At 70.6% G+C, this 16,780-nt stretch carries 18 protein-coding genes; 4 read left to right on the top strand and 14 right to left on the bottom strand.

Features of this window, described 5'->3' with window-relative positions; translation table 11 throughout:
- Window positions 1-108 precede the first annotated feature (108 nt).
- From VFZ92_RS34005 to VFZ92_RS33990, 4 genes are read right to left on the bottom strand one after another with little or no spacing between them, the layout of a single operon-like run.
- A complete protein-coding gene (locus VFZ92_RS34005) occupies window positions 109-1,191 on the bottom strand; it encodes a DUF2332 domain-containing protein (RefSeq protein ID WP_330880599.1) in 1,083 nt (360 codons plus the stop codon).
- Between the two features lie 51 nt (window positions 1,192-1,242).
- On the bottom strand, window positions 1,243-2,043 hold the full coding sequence (locus tag VFZ92_RS34000; RefSeq protein WP_330880596.1) for an ESX secretion-associated protein EspG: 801 nt from the start codon (window positions 2,041-2,043) through the stop codon (window positions 1,243-1,245).
- Window positions 2,040-2,384 carry a hypothetical protein gene (locus VFZ92_RS33995; protein WP_330880594.1) on the bottom strand — a complete coding sequence of 115 codons (345 nt, stop codon included), beginning with the start codon at window positions 2,382-2,384 and terminating at the stop codon, window positions 2,040-2,042. The genes VFZ92_RS34000 and VFZ92_RS33995 overlap by 4 nt, the downstream gene beginning before the upstream one ends.
- Before the next feature lie 22 nt (window positions 2,385-2,406).
- Entirely contained in the window at window positions 2,407-3,627 is a 1,221-nt protein-coding gene (locus tag VFZ92_RS33990) for a PPE domain-containing protein (protein WP_330880592.1), read from the bottom strand.
- 98 nt (window positions 3,628-3,725) lie between these two features.
- Between VFZ92_RS33990 and VFZ92_RS33985 the strand changes: the two genes are divergently transcribed.
- Both VFZ92_RS33985 and VFZ92_RS33980 read left to right on the top strand, forming a co-directional pair.
- Entirely contained in the window at window positions 3,726-4,406 is a 681-nt protein-coding gene (locus VFZ92_RS33985; protein ID WP_330880590.1) for a metallophosphoesterase family protein, read from the top strand.
- Window positions 4,407-4,449: 43 nt separating this feature from the next.
- The gene (locus VFZ92_RS33980; protein WP_330880701.1) at window positions 4,450-5,247 is read left to right on the top strand and encodes a chromosome partitioning protein ParB; all 798 of its coding nucleotides are present in this window, start codon (window positions 4,450-4,452) and stop codon (window positions 5,245-5,247) included.
- Here VFZ92_RS33980 and VFZ92_RS33975 read toward each other — a convergent pair.
- The 10 genes from VFZ92_RS33975 to VFZ92_RS33930 all read right to left on the bottom strand — a co-directional run bounded on the left by VFZ92_RS33975 (window position 5,228) and on the right by VFZ92_RS33930 (window position 15,446).
- Window positions 5,228-6,199, bottom strand: coding sequence for a hypothetical protein (locus VFZ92_RS33975; protein WP_330880588.1), 972 nt, complete (start codon window positions 6,197-6,199; stop codon window positions 5,228-5,230). The two genes, VFZ92_RS33980 and VFZ92_RS33975, sit on opposite strands and share 20 nt — an antisense overlap.
- A gap of 367 nt (window positions 6,200-6,566) precedes the next feature.
- Window positions 6,567-7,457, bottom strand: a complete 891-nt coding sequence (locus tag VFZ92_RS33970; RefSeq protein WP_330880586.1) for an SDR family oxidoreductase — start codon at window positions 7,455-7,457, stop codon at window positions 6,567-6,569.
- Window positions 7,458-7,717: 260 nt separating this feature from the next.
- Window positions 7,718-8,905 (bottom strand): sn-glycerol-3-phosphate ABC transporter ATP-binding protein UgpC, encoded by a 1,188-nt coding sequence (locus VFZ92_RS33965; protein WP_330880584.1) that lies wholly within the window; start codon window positions 8,903-8,905, stop codon window positions 7,718-7,720.
- A gap of 7 nt (window positions 8,906-8,912) precedes the next feature.
- Window positions 8,913-9,758, bottom strand: coding sequence for a carbohydrate ABC transporter permease (locus VFZ92_RS33960; protein ID WP_330880582.1), 846 nt, complete (start codon window positions 9,756-9,758; stop codon window positions 8,913-8,915).
- Complete coding sequence (locus VFZ92_RS33955) at window positions 9,758-10,708, bottom strand: carbohydrate ABC transporter permease (RefSeq protein ID WP_414720092.1); 951 nt, start codon at window positions 10,706-10,708, stop codon at window positions 9,758-9,760. The genes VFZ92_RS33960 and VFZ92_RS33955 overlap by 1 nt, the downstream gene beginning before the upstream one ends.
- Window positions 10,705-11,982 (bottom strand): ABC transporter substrate-binding protein, encoded by a 1,278-nt coding sequence (locus VFZ92_RS33950; RefSeq protein ID WP_330880580.1) that lies wholly within the window; start codon window positions 11,980-11,982, stop codon window positions 10,705-10,707. The genes VFZ92_RS33955 and VFZ92_RS33950 overlap by 4 nt, the downstream gene beginning before the upstream one ends.
- A gap of 203 nt (window positions 11,983-12,185) precedes the next feature.
- On the bottom strand, window positions 12,186-12,728 hold the full coding sequence (locus VFZ92_RS33945; protein WP_414720091.1) for a general stress protein: 543 nt from the start codon (window positions 12,726-12,728) through the stop codon (window positions 12,186-12,188).
- Window positions 12,729-12,814: 86 nt separating this feature from the next.
- Window positions 12,815-14,011 (bottom strand): acyl-CoA dehydrogenase family protein, encoded by a 1,197-nt coding sequence (locus tag VFZ92_RS33940; RefSeq protein ID WP_330880576.1) that lies wholly within the window; start codon window positions 14,009-14,011, stop codon window positions 12,815-12,817.
- Between the two features lie 117 nt (window positions 14,012-14,128).
- Window positions 14,129-14,302, bottom strand: a complete 174-nt coding sequence (locus tag VFZ92_RS33935) for a hypothetical protein (RefSeq protein WP_330880574.1) — start codon at window positions 14,300-14,302, stop codon at window positions 14,129-14,131.
- A 184-nt stretch (window positions 14,303-14,486) separates the two neighbouring features.
- Window positions 14,487-15,446, bottom strand: a complete 960-nt coding sequence (locus tag VFZ92_RS33930) for a CoA ester lyase (RefSeq protein WP_330880572.1) — start codon at window positions 15,444-15,446, stop codon at window positions 14,487-14,489.
- 115 nt (window positions 15,447-15,561) lie between these two features.
- Here VFZ92_RS33930 and VFZ92_RS33925 point away from each other — a divergent pair, with 115 nt between their 5' ends.
- Both VFZ92_RS33925 and VFZ92_RS33920 read left to right on the top strand, forming a co-directional pair.
- Entirely contained in the window at window positions 15,562-15,894 is a 333-nt protein-coding gene (locus tag VFZ92_RS33925) for a hypothetical protein (protein ID WP_330880570.1), read from the top strand.
- Complete coding sequence (locus VFZ92_RS33920; RefSeq protein ID WP_330880568.1) at window positions 15,891-16,751, top strand: aminoglycoside phosphotransferase family protein; 861 nt, start codon at window positions 15,891-15,893, stop codon at window positions 16,749-16,751. The genes VFZ92_RS33925 and VFZ92_RS33920 overlap by 4 nt, the downstream gene beginning before the upstream one ends.
- Window positions 16,752-16,780 lie beyond the last annotated feature (29 nt).

The following is a 16,780-nucleotide window of genomic DNA, read 5'->3' as shown; positions in this document are numbered from 1 at the left end:
AGAATCCTCTCGAACCCCCGCTTCTGGGTGCTCGCCTTCCTCATGGCCTGGCTCACGATGATCACCACGATCATCGCGCAGCAGCCCTGATCTCCGTCCGGAACGCTCCTAGTCCCACGCCTGCTGGTCCCACGTGAACGGGATGCCGTGCCCGCTGCCGCTGCCCAGTCGCAGCGAGACCCCCGCGGGCCAGGTCTTCAGCAGCAGGTGGAACTCGTAGCCGGTGTGCGTGCGTCGGGGCTCGAACACCAGCAGCGCCAGCGGGGCTCCGGGGGTCGCGCGCGCGACGGCGTCAGCCAGGATCGCGCGGCCCTCGGCCCTGTCGGCCGACGAGACGTACTGCCACACCACGGAGTGCCAGACCACGGTCAGCACGTCCGGCGCGCTGTCGGCGAGCCGGTCCGCGAGCCACTGCGGACCGGTCGTCCGCCGCACGGGCGCCGGGGCGACCGCGGCGAGCGCCAGCGCGGTCTGCAACCGCTCCCAGCGGTCGAGCTGGTCGGCCCACACGAACGACGACAGCGCCAACCTGCCGTCCTCTGTGGACACGTCGATCGGGTTGAGGTCGCAGCCCTCCCGCTCGACGATCCGCAGCGGCCGCGACAGGTCGACGGCGGGCCGCCCCGTCCACCGCGCGTCGAGCTCGAACGGGCTGTCCCGGTCGCCGACGACCTCGTCGGCGCCGAGCCGGTAGGCGATGCGGTCCGGGTGCAGGTTGAGGCCCGCGCTGGCGCCGATCTCCAGCAGGCGCACGGCGAACGGCGTCGACCGGCCCGCCGCGAGCGCCGCGGCGTGCGCGGCGACCTGGAGGCCGCCGAACAGCGGCGCGCTGCGGCCGGGCTCGTTGGTCTGCACGACCGTCGCGCCGATGCGGGCCCTCAGCTCGTCGGTGTGCTCGTGCAGCACCGGGAGCGCGGCCTCCCACAGCGTCTCCAGGCGCGGGCTGCCGCCGACGGTCGGGTAGTGCTCGGCCAGGCCGGGAGCCCGACCCTCCAGGACGAGCCGGTGCAGGGCCGCCGCGAACCGCAGGCCGGGCACCGTGCCCCTGCGGTCGCACTCGTGGCCCGCCATCACGCGGGTGGTCACGCCGCCAGCTCCGTGGTCGGCCGCGGCGCTCAGGAGCAGGGACTCGGTGAGGGGACTTGACCCCTCGCAGCTCTTGGCCGCGTCGGTGAAAAGCTGGGCGAGCACCACCAGACGCTAACCCCGTTCACCGCGCTCCGACGGCCGGAACACGCTATTTCACCCGTCCCGGCGCAACGGCGCCAGCAGTCGTCGCACAGCGTTGCGCAGGTCCTCGCGGGACAACGGGTTCGCGCTGACCCACTCGCCGTCCTGCGACACCCGGTAGCGCCCGCGCGGGGTGTCCAGCCAGGACAGCTCGGCGCCGAACCGGACGTCCTCGCGGTCCTCGCCGTGCAGCCCGTTCGGCCTGCTGGCGCCGAGCTGGCCCTGGCCGAGCACGGGTTGCAGGTGCGCGATCATCCGGCGCAGCACGCGCTCGTCGACGCCGTTGTGCTCCAGCAGGTCCGGCAGCTCGGACTCGCGGAACTCCTCGCCGTCCTCGATCCGCCTCGCCATCTCGGACTCGGCGGCCCGCAGCGCCCGCAGCGGCACGCTGATCGGGCTCGACCCCGCCTGCTCCACGTCCGGGACGAGCCGGACGAGCGCGTCCACCGCGCGGTCGATCGGCATCGACCGCAGCCGGACGACCTCGTCCTCCTCGTCGGAGCGCTGCACGGCCAGCAGCGCCGTGTGCCCGTCGACCATGGCGACGGCGCGGGTCGTCGTCTTGTCGTCCACGACGACGACGTCCAGCGCGCCACCGCGGTCGCGCAGCAGCCGCACGAACTCCTCGGCGGCCCCGAGCGGGCCGCCCTCGTTCGCCAGGCCGCGGGCTTCGAGGGTCTGCTGCGCGGCCTGGAACACGACCGACCGCTCCAGCTCGGTCGTGCCGCTGGACGGGACCTCCAGCGGGAACGGCGGCTCGACCTCGGCGTACGTGCAGAGGAGGTCGACCTCGTAGGGGTGCAGCTCGCTCACGTCGTGCGCAGCGAGTGAGCGGCGTTGGCGTCGTCGGCGCGGTAGCGGGCGACGGTCTGCTCGGCGCTGTCCACGAACTCGTCCATCCGCGTGAGCGCGACGCCGAGCTGGTCGAGCAGGCCGTCCGCACCGGCGAGCCGGTCGGTGAACTTGTCCGACAGGGCGCTGCCGACCGGGCTCGTGCCCATGTGCGGGCTGTTGGCCGGGTGCATCAGCTCCTCGGCGTCGCGGCGCATCGCCTCGAAGTGGGCGCGCACCTCCGCGACGGCGAGGGCGAACTCCTTGACCTGATCCGGCTCGACCTGCCAGCCGCCCGCGGAACTCGATTCCTGGGTGTACACGATCCTTGCTCCTCCACGGGTTCTACAGGCCGATGACCGGCGGTGCGGCTTTCTGGTCGCTGCTGAACAGGTCTTCCTCCAGCGGGAAGCGCCGGTCGTACTCGCGGTCCTCGTCGCCCTGGCCTCGGCCCGCCAGCGGACCACCGGCCATGCCGACGCCCCCGCCGAGCCGTCCGCCCGCGCCGAACCGGTTGCCGCCGCGCAGCATGTCCCGCGCCCCGGCTCCGACGCCGCCCGCGCCACGGCCGGGCGGCAGCGCGCCCAGCAGGCCACCGGGGCCGCCGAACGGACCGCCGAAGCCGAACTTGCCCGCACCCGCGAGACCACCGGCGCCCGCGCCCCGACCGAGGGCGTCCGCGCCCAGCGCGTTCGGACCACCGGTCAACGCCGCCCAGCGCGGGTCGTGGCCACCGCCCGCGAAGCTCGGGATCGTGGTGCCCCTGCCGCCGGACGTGCCGGTGTCGCCACCGGACGGACCGCCGCCACCACCGGGCAGGGGCTGGTGGTCACCGGGGAGCGTGCCGACACCGCCGCTGCCGCCACCGGGCGGGAGCCCGCCCGCGCCGCCACCGGGACCCGTCGCGGGCCCCGTGAACGCGGGGGTGGTGCCGTCGACGTCCATCGCCGCGTTCTCGAACCGCTGCATCGTCTGCACGGCCCGCCGCTTCAGCTTCCGCTTCTTGCTGGCCCCGCCGAACACCGAGCCGATGCCGCCGATCATGGCGCCGATGCCCGCGCCGATCGGGCCGCCGACCGCGAAGCCCGCCGCCGCGCCGCCGCCGAGCGCCGACCAGCTGAAGCCACCGGGGGGAGCGGGCATCTGCTGCTGGGCGGAGCGCAGTGCGCCCGCCGCGCTGTCGATCGGGCCCGCCATCCTCGCCGCGGTCTCACCGAGGTCGTTCAGCCAGGAGACGTTGCTCTTCACCGTCGCCGCGGCCTGGTCGGCGGCGCTGCCCGACCAGAAGCGCATGAGCTTGTCGAGCGAGCGCTGGAGCTCCTCGGAGCGGTTCGCGATGCTCTCGCCCTGCCGGGTCCACGTGTCGGCCAGCCGTTCCACGTTGACCGGGTCGGCGTTCTCCCAGACCATCTTGAACAGGGCCTTGTGGCTGAACCCGTCCCAGTGCGTCCCGCCGACCACGTACCGGTCGTCCTCCCGACCGTGCGCCCGCGACTCGGAGAACTCCCGCGCCGCCTGCACCACGAAGGTGAACAGGCCCTGGAACAGCCCACCGCTTTGCACCACGTCCGTCTCCCCCGGCATAGATGTCGAACCTGCAAGCTAGCGGATCCGACGCCGCGCACGACAGGTCAGTTCCGCCGAATCCGAACTACCCTCGGGGGATGCCGAAGGTTCTCGCCGTGGCCGATGAAGTGGTCGAACAGCTCTGGACCGACCAGGTCCGCAAGCACGACGTCGACCTGATCGTCGCCGCGGGCGACCTGCCGTTCGACTACCTGGAGCACCTCTCGTCGGCACTGGACAAGCCGTGCGTGTTCGTGCCGGGCAACCACGACACCGACCTGACCGGCTACGCCAACGTGCGGGGGCTGTGGACCAGGGCCGGGATCCCGTCGCGCTGGCCAGGCCCGGACGGCGGCACGAACGCCGACCAGCGGGTCGTCGACGTCGCGGGCCTGCGGATCGCCGGGCTGGGCGGGTCGATCCGGTACAACGAGGGCCCGAACCAGTGGACCGAGCGCCAGCAGGCGAGGCGGTCGCGCCGGATGGTCCGCCAGGCGGGCTGGCGGAAGCTGCGCGACGGCCGCGGCGTCGACGTGCTGCTCACCCACTCCCCGCCGCGCGACTGCGGCGACGAGCAGGACGCCCCGCACCGCGGGTTCGCGTGCCTGCACTCCACCGTCCGCAGGCTCCGGCCGCCGCTCCTGCTGCACGGGCACATCCACCCCCACGGCGAGCGGAAACCCGATCGCCACCTCGGCGACACCCGCGTGGTGAACGTCGTGGGCTACAAGGTGCTGGACATCCCCTCGACCACCTCGGAGGCGCGCGGTGCGCCGTGACACCGGGTTCCCCGTCGCCGACGCGGAGAACGACTTCACCAGGATGCGGCGGCAGCAGGTGCTGTCGCGGCTCTCGACCTGGCTGCGCCGCGAGCCGGACGACGTGAACATCATGCTGCCGTTCGACGAGGTCGTGGAGGCCCTCGGCCGGGTCAGCGAGCGCCGCGTCGGCATGCAGACGATCCGGCTGGACTCGATCGTCGGCAGCGTCGACCGCACCCGCGACTTCGACCGCCGCTTCCGCCCCACGTCCGCGCGGGTGCGGGAGCGCTGGCAGCGCCTGGCGCTGGCGGCGCGGCGGGGCGAGTCCGTGCCGCCGATCGACGTGTACCGCGTCGGCGACCTCCACTTCATCGTGGACGGACACCACCGGGTGTCCGTCGCGCACGCCCTGGGGCTGGACGTCATCGACGCCTACGTGACGGAGGTCGTCACGCGGATCGACGCGCACGGCATCCGCCACCGCGGCGACCTCATCGTCAAGGACTACCGGCGGCTGTTCCTGGAGCGCGTGCCCCTCACCGGCGAGGCCCGCGCCTCGGTCGTGCTGGCCGACTCGTGGGACTACGCCAAGCTCGGCGAGCACGTCGAGGCCTGGGGCTTCCGCCTCATGCAGGACGAGGGCGCGTTCCTGGACCGCGCGACCGTCGCGCGGCGCTGGTACGCCGAGGAGTACCGCCCGGTGGTCGAGCTGCTGCGGCAGGCCGACATGGTGGGCGCCCGACCGGAGACGGAGGCCTACATGTGGGTGGCGGGCGAGCGCTACCGGCTGATCCGCAACCACCGGTGGGACAACGACGTGATCGACGCCCTGCGCGCGACTACCGAGGTGCCTCGGTAGCGGGCAGCGGTCTGGCCTGGTCCATCACCTTGTCCGCGTAGCTGTCCAGCAGGCGCGTCGCGAGCTGCTGCGAGTACCCGAGGATGACCGCCCACAGCAGCAGGGCGGCCTGCGACGCGATCCCGATCAGCCCCGTCGTCACGCCGGCGCCGAGCGCCAGGATGCCGACCACCGCGAGCGCGGAGCCGAGCAGGATCTTGATGGCGGCCTGGTAGCCGATCATCACGTACGGGGAGAGGCTCGGTCTGCGGCGCAGCAGCAGCACGACGGCGGCGAGGACGGCACCGAACGCGCCCAGCAGCTGGATCAGCCACACGTCCGCCGCCGACGACGCCCGGCCTCCGGGGCAGACCATCGGGAGCCGCTCGGAGCTGACGCACATCGGCAGCAGCCCCGGCTTCACCAGCCCCACGACGCCCAGCACGGTGTTGATCAGGAACAGCACCGCGGACGCCGCGATCAGCTTGTTGCGCAAGGCTCGCGACCCGGCGTGGGCGAAGTCGGAGTTGTCGAACGCGGCGCGCAGCGCGTCCACCACGATCGCCCGCTCGATCGCGGGCGTGAACTCACCGGGCCGCAGCTCCTCCAGGGCTCTCCGCCTCGGGTCGTCCTCCGCCAGGTTGGCGGACACCCTCGCCCTCAGGCCCGGCATGCGCCCCAGCAACCCCTTCTCCGCCGCGACGGTCGCGATCTCCGCCTCGTGCAGCGACCGCCAGGCCCGCTCGATGTGCCAGCCGGACCACCAGGACGCGACGCCCTTCCACCGCGACTCCTTGCGGGTCAGCATGTCCTCCACGACGGCCGCCTCGCGCTCGGCCGTCTCCCTCCACACCGTGCCCTCCGGGTCGAGCGGGTCGGGAGGGCCCAGCGCCGCCAGGTCGGCCCGGACGCGGTCCAGCCGCGACTGCACGACCAGCCGCCAGTCGCTCACCTTCGGAGTGCGCTCGCCCATGCAGTGATGGTGGCACCGGGCACCGACAGAAAAGCGATCACCCGAACGTGTGGCCGGCCGCGAATCCCGTCGAATTCATCCCACTGCGAGCCTGCGGACGTGGAGCGCGGCCACCGGGCGCGTGTCCGGCCGCCCGAGCACGACGGGCTGGACCCGTGGTCCGACCTGCCCACCCGGACCCCGGCCCGGCCGCCGTGCTCACCGACGGTGACGGCGGCGCGTCCCGCTGACCGATGTGGACCAGCGGTCCCGGAGCCCGGCACCGAAGCCACCAGGCCCGACCGCACGGCGGTCGCGGTCCCTCCCGCGCCGACCCGCCGGGCTGGTCGGGTGGGTGCGCCGAACGGTCCGGCGCACCCCGTTCGGCTCACGCCGTCTGCGACGGCTCCACGATCTCGCGCAGCCGCGGCGGCATGCGCTTCTCCAGCCCGAACGGCTCCAGGTGGGCCTGGAAGACCCCGGTGAACGCCCGCTCGACGCTCGCGGTGTCCCAGGTGTCGCTCTCCAGGATCGGCTGCTTGAAGTACGGGTGCCCGACCAGGTGCAGCTGGCGGCCGTTGCAGCGGATGATCTGCCCGGTGATGCCGACCGAGGCCTCCGACAGCAGGAACATCACCAGCGGGGCGACCTTGCCCGGCAGGCGGTCGGCGGGGATCGCCCGCAGGGACCGCTCGGACTTCCACACCATCCTCGTGTGCGCGACCGGGCAGACCGCGTTGACGCGGATCCCCTCGCCCTCCAGGTCCAGTGCCCACGAGGAGCTGAGGGACGCCACGGCGCCCTTGGTCGCGGAATAGGTGGCGAGTTTCCGCTGGCCCAGGAAAGCGCCGGAGGAGATGTTCACGATCGACCCGCCGCCGCCGTGTTCGCGCATGGCGCGCATGGCGGCCATGCCGGTGTAGATGACCCCGAGGAGGTTCACCTCGACGACCTGGCGGATCGTCTCGGGGTCGTCCTCCCACGGGTGGGTCTCGTAGTTCAACCCCGCGTTGTTCACCAGACCGTCGAGCCTGCCGAATTCCGAAAGGGCGAGACCCACGATCTTCTCGGCCTCGCTCGGATCGGCGACGGTGTGCGTGCTGGCCACCGCCGTGCCGCCGTGGTCCCTGATGTGCTTCGCGACCTGTTCGGCCAGGTCACCGTCGTTGTCGTTGACCACCACGGAGGCACCGGCCAGAGCCGCGTGCATCGCGTAGGCCTCACCCAGACCTCGGCCGGCCCCCGTGATGACCACTACTTTTCCGTCAAGAATCCCCATAGCGCGCCCAACTCTCGTCCCGGTTCCCCGACGAAAACCCAGCCGGGATGTTTCCGCCTTCGACCAGCGTGAGCCGGTTCCGAAGGTGTCCCGCTCTGGTTTCGACGAGAAGTCGTCGGGCTGCGCTGAATGGCCGTGGGATCTTCGTCCGGGCTAGTGAAGGCGACTAGTCAGTAACCGACCGTGACGCAGAGTTCACCAAAGAGAAAGCGGGCCACTCGTGAGTGACCCGCTTTCCTTGTTTCGACAACTAATTCGGACTAGTCCTCGGAAAACGTGAGGTTCCGGCCGGTGGCCGGGTCGAAGAGCTGCACCTTGTCGGCGTTGAACCAGATCTCCGCCTGCTCGCCCTCCTTGGCCCCGGAGGCCGCGGAGATGCGGGTGACGAGCGGGACGCCCGCGCTGCTCCCCGCGTCGGCCGTGCCCGAGTCGGCGGCCAGCTCGGCCAGCTCGGCGGACGTCGCCTGCTCACCGGAGAGGGTGAAGTAGGCGAACTTGTCCGAGCCCATGGACTCCAGCACGTCGACGTTGCTGGTGAACGTGTGCCCGCCGCCGCGCTGGTGCTCCTCGACGAGCCGCGAGTCCTCGAAGTGCTCGGGGCGGATGCCGACGATCACCTCGCGGGGCGCGTCGGCGGCCTCGGCCATGCGGCGGACGCGGTCGCTGAGCGGCACGTCGCCCAGCGGCGAGCGCAGCACGCCGTCCTCCAGCCCGGCCGGGACGAAGTTCATCGACGGCGAGCCGATGAACCCGGCGACGAACAGGTTGGCCGGGTGGTCGTAGAGGTACTGCGGGGCGCCGATCTGCTGCACCGCGCCGCCCCGCATGACCACCACGCGGTCGCCGAGCGTCATCGCCTCGGTCTGGTCGTGCGTCACGTAGACCATGGTCGTGCCGAGCTGCTTCTGCAACCGCGACACCGAGGTCCGCATCTGGACGCGCAGCTTCGCGTCCAGGTTGGACAGCGGCTCGTCCATGAGGAACGCCTTGGGGCTGCGGACGATCGCCCGGCCCATCGCGACGCGCTGCCGCTGACCACCGGAGAGGTTGGACGGCTTGCGGTCGAGGTGCTGGCCGAGGTCGAGGATCTCCGCGGCGTCGTTCACCTTCTTCTCGACGGTCGCGTCGTCCACCTTGGCCAGTCGCAGCGGGAACGCCATGTTCTCCCGCACGGTCATGTGCGGGTACAGGGCGTAGGACTGGAACACCATCGCGATGTCCCGGTCCTTCGGCGCGCGCTCGTTGACGCGCTCGCCGCCGATGCGCAGCTCGCCGGTGGTGATGTCCTCCAGCCCGGCGATCATGTTGAGGGTGGTGGACTTCCCGCAGCCGGACGGGCCGACCAGGATGATGAACTCGCCGTCGGCGATCTCGATGTCCACCTCCTGGACGGCCAGGGCACCGTCCGGGTACTTCTTGGTCACCTTGTCCAGAACGATTTCGGCCATGTGCAACTCACCCCTTGACGGCGCCGGAGGTCAGCCCCGCGACGATTCGGCGCTGGAAGAACAGAACGAACAGGATGATCGGGATCGTGATCACCACGGCGGCCGCGGCGATCGAGCCGGTCGGGTCCTCGAACTGGGAGCTGCCGGTGAAGAACGACAGCGCGACGGGGACCGTCCTCGACTTCTCGGTCGAGGTCAGCGAGATCGCGAACAGGAAGTCGTTCCAGCAGAAGATGAACACCAGGATGGCGGTGGTGAACACACCGGGCGCGGCCAGCGGGGCGATGACCCTGCGGAAGGCCTGCCCCGGGGTGGCGCCGTCCATCTTGGCGGCCTTCTCCAGTTCCCACGGGATCTCCCGGAAGAACGCCGACAGCGTGTAGATCGCCAGCGGCAGCGCGAACGTGATGTACGGCAGGATCAGGCCGGGCCACGTGTCGAAGAGGCCGAGCGAGCGCTCGATCTCGAACAGCGGGGACACCAGCGACACCTGCGGGAACATCGCGATCAGCAGGGAGACGCCGACGAGCAGCGACTTGCCGGGGAAGTCGAGCCTGGCGATGGCGTACGCCGCCATCGTGCCGAACACGACGGCGACGGCGGTCGCGATCAGCGCGATGCCGATCGAGTTCGCCAGCGCCCGCACGAACTCCGTGGTGGCGAAGATGTTCGAGTAGTTGTCGAACGTCCAGTCGCGCGGGATGAAGTTGCCGTCCGCCAGGGTTTCCTTGGACTTGAACGACAGCGACACGATCCACAGCACCGGGAACAGCGCGTAGATCACCACGATCGCGTTGAGGATGCCCCACCGGGTCTTCTTGGCCGTCGTCTCGGCCCCACCGATGCCCGCCATCAGCGCTTCCCCCCGTCGTCGCTACCAGGGGCAGCCGTGCCGAACAGCTTGATGAAGATGAACGCGATGATCGCGACGGCGATGAAGATGAGCACCGACATCGTCGAACCGATGCCGAGGTTCAGCCCCTTGATGAGGTTGTTGTACGTCAGCATCGACACCGACGACGTCCCCTGGGACCCGCCGGTGAGCACGAACAGGTTGTCGAAGATGCGGAACGCGTCGAGCGTGCGGAACAGCAGCGCGACGAGGATCGCGGGCTTCATCAGCGGCAGGATCACCTTGGTGAACCGCTGCCAGCCCGACGCGCCGTCGAGGGCCGCGGCCTTGAGCAGGTCGTCCGGCACGAGCGCCAGGCCCGCCATCAGCAGCAGCGCCATGAACGGCGTCGTCTTCCACACCTCGGCCAGGATGACCACGGCGAGCGCCGGGATCTTCTCCGTCAGCACGGGGTCGCCGCCCATCAGCTCGGCCAGGTAGCCGGTGCCGGGCGTCCACGCGTACCGCCACGAGAAGGCCGCCACGACCGTGACGATGCCGTACGGGATCAGCGTCGACGTGCGGACGACGCCGCGGCCGACCAGCGTGCGGTGCATGATCAGCGCCAGCGCCATGCCCAGCACCAGTTCGATGACGACGGACACGACCGTCAGCACGACCGTCACCCACACCGCGTTCCACCAGTACGGGCTGGAGAGGACGGTGACGTAGTTGTCCAGCCCGACGAACTCCTGCCGGTCGGGGAACTTCAGGTCGTAGCGCTGGAGCGACAGGTAGACGGAGTAGATGATCGGCCACGCGGTGACCGCGATCATGATGATCGCGGCGGGTGCGCAGAGCAGCAGCCCGAGCTTCCGCTCGGCCTTCTTGCCCTCGCTCAGCACCACCTTCTTCTTGGGCTCGGCGGCCTTCACCGCCGCGCCGGACTTCTCGGTCGTCGCCTGGCTCACGGCAGCACCCCCTTGGAGTCGAGCGCGTCCTGGAGCTCGGAGCGCAGGCGGTCTGCCGTCGCCTGCGGGTCGATGCTCGCGGGCGGCGAGAGGATGGTCGAGATGACCGTGGAGACGTTCTGGTACGCGGGGGTCCGCGGGCGGACGCTCGCGGTCTTCAACGTCTCCAGGATCGCGTCCTTCATCGGGTACGGCTTCGCCATCTCCGGGTCGTCGTAGACGGACTCGATGGTCGGCGGGACACCGTCGTTGATGGCCGCGTACTTCTGGCTCTCCGCGCTGCGCAGGCACGTCACCGCGTCGAACGACTCGTCCGGGTGCTCGGTGTAGCTGCTCACCGCGTAGTTGATCCCGCCGACGGTGACCTTGGAGTCACCGCTGCCGACCGACGGGTACGGCGCCCACTTCAGGTTCTTGATGTAGTCGGGGTTCTTCGCGCCCGCCGCGTAGACGTACGGCCAGTTCAGCATGAAGGCCGCCTTGCCCGCCTCCATCGCGAGCCGCGCGTCGTCCTCGGCCGCGTTGGAGAACGACGGGTCGACCACACTGGACGTCGCGAACTTCTTCAACGTCTCCAACGCCTTCACGGCGCCGTCGTCGACGATCGCCTTGGTGCCGTTCTCGTCGAGGATCTTGCCGCCAGCGGAGTTGACCAGGGTGTTGTAGAGGACGACGAGGCCCTCGTACTGCTTGCCCTGGCCCTCGATCAGCCCCGGCTTGCCCTGGGACTGCAACTGCTCCGCCATCTGGATCATCTCGTCCCAGGTCTTCGGCGGTGTGGGCACCAGGTCGCCCCGGTACCAGAGGAGCTGGACGTTCGTGTTGTCCGGAGCCCCGTAGAGCTTGCCCTCGTACCGCGCGGTGTCCAGGGGTGTCTGGAGCGTCCCGTCCTCCACCTCGGACTTCGCCGAGCCGGTGAACTCCTTGATCCAGCCCGCCTTGGCCAGCTCGGCGGTCCACGTGACGTCGAGGCCCAGCACGTCCATGCTGGTGTCCTCGGCGGCCAGCCGCCGCACCATCTGCTCGCGCTGGCCGTCGGCCTCGCGCGGGAGCTTGTGGTAGACGATGTCGTAGCGACCGCCGGACTTCGAGTTGCACTGGTCGACGATCTTTTGAAAACTCTCCTGCGGGTACTTGTACACGTTGATGGTGACCCCGCCATCGCTGGACCCGCATGCCACGAGCACCGGAGCCGCGACGATCGCGGCCCCCAGAGCCGCGGCGATCCGATGGCGTGGTTTTCGGCTACGACCTGACCGGTCGACGTCCCTCATCGGCCTTGCCTCCTTCCGACAAACCACGGAGGAGCCAGACTCGCTGGGTCCGGCACCCCGTCGTGCCCAACCGGCCCCGGACTGCAGTCGCAGCCCGTGGACCGGTGGAAGAAACCTAGGCCTGGTGATCACGAGCCGCAACCAAAGGAGGCAACGATTCAGTCGCGAGCAGCCTCTACCCGATCAAGAGTGCCGCTAAACCCCTAATCTTTCGAGTCTTTCGGCCCCACCGGGCGCATGGCCAGCTTGGCCAGCAGGTCGCGCCCCCGTTCGGCCGAACGGGGTTGGCACAGGACGTCGTAGCGGCCCGCGACGAGCTGGCTCGCGGACTGGAAGTCGCGCTTGCCGCGCGTCGAGCCGTACCCGACGGCGGCGAACACGAGACCGAACACCACGCCGATCGTGAGCCCGACCAGGATCGGCCCCGCGCTGGCTCCGGGGCTGCTGTTGAACAGGCTGAGCAGGACGCCGACGAACAGGCCGAACCAGGCGCCCGACGCGGCGCCCGTGCCCAGCACGCGACCCCACGACAGGCGGCCCGTCACCCGTTCCACCAGCATCAGGTCGACCCCGACGATCGTCACGTCCTGGACCGTGAAGTCGCCGTCGGCCAGGAAGTCGACCGCGCGCTGGGCCTCCTCGTAGGTGGCGTAGGACCCGATCGGCCAGCCGGTTGGCGGCGTGGGCAACCGGGGTGGAACCCCTGGTCGGTTCTGACCGGAGAACTGACTCGTCAAGGTGACCACCTCTTCGCGGTGCTGATCACCCCATCCTGCCAACACCGGGCAAACAGCGCGAAGCGGGTTCGCCGAACAAGACGCGATCGTGATCGTCAGCCGCGGGTGCGGTAGTCCCGCAGCAGCCCCCGGCTGATGATCGTCTTCTGGATCTCGCTGGTGCCCTCGCCGATCAGCAGGAACGGCGCCTCGCGCATCAGGCGCTCGATCTCGTACTCCTTCGAATACCCGTAGCCGCCGTGGATGCGGAACGCCTCCTGGGTCACCTCCGCGCAGAACTCGGAGGCGATCAGCTTCGCCATGCCGGCCTCGACGTCGTTGCGCGCGCCGGAGTCCTTCAGGCGGGCGGCGTTGACCATCATCAGGTGGGCCGCCTCGACCTTGGTGGCCATCTCGGCGAGCTTGAAGGCGATGGCCTGGTGCTCGACGATCGGCTTGCCGAACGTCTTGCGCTGCTGCGCGTACTCGATCGCCAGCTCGAAGGACCGGATGGCGATCCCGCACGCCCGAGCGGCCACGTTGACCCGCCCGACCTCGACGCCGTCCATCATCTGGCTGAAGCCCTGGCCGGTCTGCCCGCCGAGCACCTGCTCGGGGCTGATCCGGAAGCCGTCGAACACCATCTCGGTGGTGTCGACGCCCTTGTAGCCCATCTTGTCGATCTTGCCGGGGATCGTGAGGCCGGGGGCGACCTCGCCGAAGCCCTCCGGCTTCTCCACCAGGAACGCGGTGAGGTTCTTGTGCGCCTTGTCCGCGCCCTCGTCGGTCTTCACCAGGACGGCCGTGAGGTTCGAGCTGCCGCCGTTGGTCAGCCACATCTTCTGGCCGTTGATCACGTAGTCGTCGCCGTCGCGGGCGGCGCGGGTGCGGATGGCGGCGACGTCGGAACCCAGCTCGGGCTCGGACATGGAGAACGACCCGCGCACCTCGCCCGTGGCCATGCGCGGCAGGTACCGGGCCTTCTGCTCCTCGGTGCCGTGCTGCTTCAGCATGTGCGCCACGATGAAGTGCGTGTTGATCACCCCGGAGACGCTCATCCAGCCGCGCGCGATCTGCTCGACCACCAGCGCGTAGGTCAGCAGCGACTCGCCGAGCCCGCCGAACTCCTCGGGGATGGTGAGCCCGAACAGGCCCATCTCCTTCATGCCCTCGACGATGTCCGCCGGGTAGGTGTCGCCGTGCTCCAGCGCCTGGGCGTGCGGGATGATCTCCTTGTCCACGAAGGTCCGGACGGTCGACAGGATCTCTTCCTGGATGTCGGTGAGTCCAGCGGTCTGGGCCAGGCGCGCCATCGCACTTTCCCTTCGTAGCCTTGGGTTACCGGTGAGTATGGACCGGTTAACGCCCGTTCGCGCCGGCAAGGTGGCCCACCCCACCCCCTGAACCGAAAAAGGCCTCCGAGGTGCGGGTCAGGCGGCGAAGACCTCCAGCGCGCCACCGCAGTGGCGGCAGACGTCGGCGAAGACGTGGACGGCGGCGTCGCAGCCGGGGCAGGTGCGGATGCTGCGCTCCAGCAGGTCGTCCTTGCGCTTGCGGAACAGGCGGAACCCCTGCCGGGCCTGGGCGTGACGTGCTCGTGACATACCGGCAGTCTGCCCAGCAGGCCCCCTCGGATCGCCACTCCGCGGGCCGTTTTGTGCGCCGACTCACCTGAAGCGGACGCAACCCGTGACGACGCCGTACTCGCGAGTAGTGGTGGTGATGACCTGCGCCACAACGGCTAACACCCGTTCCGGGCCCGGATCGCGAACCCGGAACGGGGAGTTCTCACGCCTCCGGCGGGCTCCACGGGGAGGTGCGCTCCATCCCCGCGGCACGGCCCTTGGACGAGATCACGAGGGCCATCTTGCGGGACGCCTCGTCGATCATCTCGTCGCCGAGCATGACCGCTCCGCGCCGTCCGCCCGCCTCCGAGGTGAAGTACTCGTACGCGTCGAGGATGTTCTCGGCGTGCTCGTAGTCCTCCTGCAAGGGGCTGTAGGTCTCGTTGGCCGCGTCGATCTGGCCGGGGTGCAGGACCCACTTGCCGTCGAAGCCCAGCGCGGCCGACCGGCCCGCCACCCGCTTGAAGCCGTCGACGTCGCGGATCTGGAGGTACGGGCCGTCGATCGCCTGGAGGTCGTTGGCGCGGGCGGCCATCAGGATCTGCATGAGGATGTGGTGGTAGGCGTCGCCGACGTCGTAGCCGGGCGGCTGCTCCCCCACCACGAGCGACTTCATGTTGATGCTCGCCATGAAGTCGGCCGGTCCGAAGATGATCGTCTCGACGCGCGGGGACGCCGTGGCGATGGCGTTGACGTTCACCAGGCCCTGCGCGTTCTCGATCTGCGCCTCGATGCCGATACCGCCGACCTCGTAGCCCATGGTCTTCTCGATCTGGGTGAGCAGCAGGTCGAGGGCGTGGACCTGCTCGGCCGTCTGGACCTTCGGCAGCATGACGCAGTCGAGGTTCGCGCCCGCGCCCTCGACGACCTCGGTCACGTCCCGGTAGGTCCACTCGGTGGTCCAGTCGTTGACCCGCACGACGCGGGTCTTGTCGCCCCAGCCGCCCTCGTTGAGCGAGGCCACGATGGTCTTGCGGGCGTCCGGCTTGGCCAGCGGCGCGCAGGCGTCCTCCAGGTCGAGGAAGACCTGGTCCGCGGGCAGCGTGCGCGCCTTGTCGATCATCTTCTGACTAGACCCCGGAACAGCGAGGCACGAGCGACGGGGACGCTGCTGATCGACCACTGGGGTACCTCCTCGTACCAGCCGGTAACAACCTGTAGGCGCCCACCGTGGCACGACCGAACTGGCGCCGCCCGGCACTGAGTCACGATTCACAGGTCCGTGGGACGCTTGATCGGTGGAGACGGCACAGGTGATGGACGCGGCCCTGCGCAAGGCCGCCGCGCTGTGGGTCGCGGTGCCCGGCCGGAGGGGTCGGCTCGTGTGGGCGCTGTGGCGCGACGGGTCCGTGTGGGTCGCCGTGGGCGGCGACCAGGAGGTGCCGGGACTGGCCGACGGTCAGCCCGTCACGATCACGGTGCGCTCGCCCACCACGCACTCCTTCCTGCTGGAGACCCCGGCCGTGGCGCACCTCGTCGAACCGGACGGGGACGTGGAGGCCGCGCTGCGGGCGGCCAGGCTCAACGGCCCGGCGACGTGGACCGGGGTCTACCGCCTGGACCTGCCGTGATCACCGTGCCGGAGGGCTTCGGCGACGGCCTCGGCGAGGGCGCCCCCGAATGGGTCGGAACGCTGCCGAAGCTGGCGACGGAGTTCTGCGCGCGCTGGCGCCTGGCCCCGGACGGAGCCCTGCTGAACGGCTACGTGGCGGTCGTCCTGCCGGTGCGCCGGGCCGACGGGACGCCTGCGGCGCTGAAGCTGACCTGGCGGGACACCGAGACCGAGCACGAGGCGCTGGCCCTGCGCCTGTGGGACGGCCGGGGCGTCGTCCGCCTGCTGGAGCACGACGACGAGCACGGCGCGCTGCTGCTGGAACGCCTCGACCACACCCGCACGCTGATGACCGCCCCCGTCGAGACCGCCGTGCAGGTGACCGGCGGGCTGCTGCGCGACCTGCGCCTCCCGGCCCCGCCGGAGGTCGGCCCGGTCGGCTTCCGCGACTTCGCGGCCGACAACGCCGCGCACGGCCACCCGGTGCCCGCGCCGCTGCTGGACGCGGCGGTCGCGCTGGTCCGCGACCTGACGGCCGACGCGGGCCGCACCCTGGTCAACGGCGACCTGCACTACGGCAACGTGCTGGCGGGCGACCGCGCGCCGTGGCTGATGATCGACCCGAAGCCGCTCGCGGGCGACCCCGAGTTCAGCGTGCTCCCGTTGCTGTGGAACAGGTTCGGCGAGATGGACGGGCACCGCGGGACGTGGGACCGGCTGCGGGCGCTGGCCGACATCGGGGGGCTCGACGTCGAGCGGGCCCGCGCGTGGGGGCTGGTGCGGGCGGTCGAGGGTGAGCTGTGGGCGCTGAGGGTGGGCGACACCGGGTTCCGCGACACGTGCCGGGCGCTGGCGGAGCGGCTCGTCCGGCCCTGAGGCCACTGTGGAGGGACGCGGTGGCGGAA

The organism is Umezawaea sp., assembly GCF_036375055.1.
Lineage (GTDB): Bacteria > Actinomycetota > Actinomycetes > Mycobacteriales > Pseudonocardiaceae > Umezawaea.
The sequence above is the reverse complement of the archived record's forward strand: the minus strand, read 5'-3'. Positions and strand labels throughout refer to the sequence as shown.